The organism is Actinomadura sp. NPDC023710, assembly GCF_040639875.1.
Taxonomy (GTDB): Bacteria; Actinomycetota; Actinomycetes; order Streptosporangiales; family Streptosporangiaceae; genus Spirillospora; species Spirillospora citrea.
Genome location: NZ_JBFAGB010000109.1, coordinates 1 through 1,627 on the forward strand (window position 1 = coordinate 1; position 1,627 = coordinate 1,627).

1 protein-coding gene is annotated in these 1,627 nt (G+C 67.9%); it reads left to right on the top strand.

Annotated features, from left to right (window positions below; all coding sequences use genetic code 11):
* Positions 1 to 40 precede the first annotated feature (40 nt).
* A partial coding sequence (locus tag AB0H37_RS45010) for an AAA family ATPase (protein ID WP_360618854.1) occupies positions 41 to 1,627 on the top strand: 1,587 nt, incomplete at its 3' end.

Genomic DNA, 1,627 nt, shown 5'->3' on the forward strand with positions numbered 1-1,627 from the left:
GATGGTCGGTTTGGCGGGGGTGAAGCGTGAGATTCGTAAGTTGACGAATTTGCAGAAGGTGGCTGAGCGGCGGCGGTTGGCGGGTTTGCCGCCGGGGCCTTCGATTGGTCGGCATATGGTTTTTGCGGGTCCGCCGGGGACGGGTAAGACGACGGTGGCGCGTTTGTACGGGGGGATTCTGGCGGCTTTGGGGGTGGTGGAGAAGGGTCAGGTCGTGGAGGTGAGCCGGGCTGATCTGGTGTCGGAGAACGTGGGTGGGACGGCGTTGCGGACTTCGGAGGTGTTCCAGCGGGCTTTGGGTGGGGTGTTGTTCATTGATGAGGCCTACACGTTGTCGCGTAGGGCGACGGGTACCGATTTCGGGCAGGAGGCCATCGACACCCTGGTGAAGCTGATGGAGGACCACCGGGAGGAGGTCGTGGTGGTGGCGGCGGGGTATTCGGCGGAGATGCGTGAGTTCCTGGCGGCCAACCCGGGGTTGAAGTCGCGGTTCTCGCGGACGGTGGAGTTCGAGAACTACAGTCCTGCCGAACTGCTTCAGATCACTGAGTCGCACGCGGTCAGGGACGGGTACCGGCTGGCCGAGGACGCGCGGGCGGCGATTCTGGCGCATTTCACTTCGGTGCGGCGGGATGCGACGTTCGGTAACGGGCGGGCGGCGCGGCAGGTGTTCGAGGGGGCGGTGGAGCGGCAGGCGCAGCGGCTGGCGGATCTGGAGGAGCTTCCCTCGGGTGAGGTGTTGAGTTTGCTGGTCGCCGAGGATCTGGATGTGGGCGGGGGGTTGGCGGCGCGGTTCGGGGAGGCCCGCGATCCCGCGCAGGTGAGCACCGTTCTGGCGCGGTTGACGGCGATGACGGGGTTGGAGGAGGTCAAGCGGGAGATCGGTGATCTGCTGGACGTGCTGGCCTCGGCGCGGCGGCGGCGGGCGGCGGGGTTGGAGGCCGAGCCGTTCACCGGTCATCTGATCTTCGCGGGGCCGCCCGGTACGGGCAAGACGACGGTGGCGCGGTTGTACGGGGAGTTGCTGACGGCGTTGGGGGTGCTGGCGCAGGGGCAGGTGGTGGAGGCGGCGCGGGTGGATCTGGTCGGGCAGTACGTGGGGCAGACCGCGCAGAAGACCACCGAGGTGTTCCAGCAGGCGCGCGGCGGGGTGCTGTTCATCGACGAGGCCTACACGCTGGCGCGGCCGGGCGGCTCGGGGCACGATTTCGGGCAGGAGGCCATCGACACCCTGGTCAAGCTGATGGAGGACCACCGCGACGAGGTCATCGTGATCGCCGCCGGATACACCACCGAGATGGAAGGGTTCCTGGCCACCAACCCGGGCCTTGCCTCCCGGTTCGCGCGGACGCTGAACTTCACCCCCTACCCGGTCGACGGCCTGGTCTCGATCTTTGTGGGCAAGGCCCAGGCCGCGGACTACCGCGTCCCCGAACCCACCCGCACCGCCCTCACCACCTACCTGACCGCCAACCGCGACCGGTTCCGCGAAGGCAACGGCCGCGAAGTCGACAAACTGGTCCGCTCGGCCATGACCGCCCACGCACGCCGCACCGAACAACTCGCCAACACCGGCGCCCAGCTCACCACCGAACAACTCGCCACCCTCCTCCCCGAAGACATCACC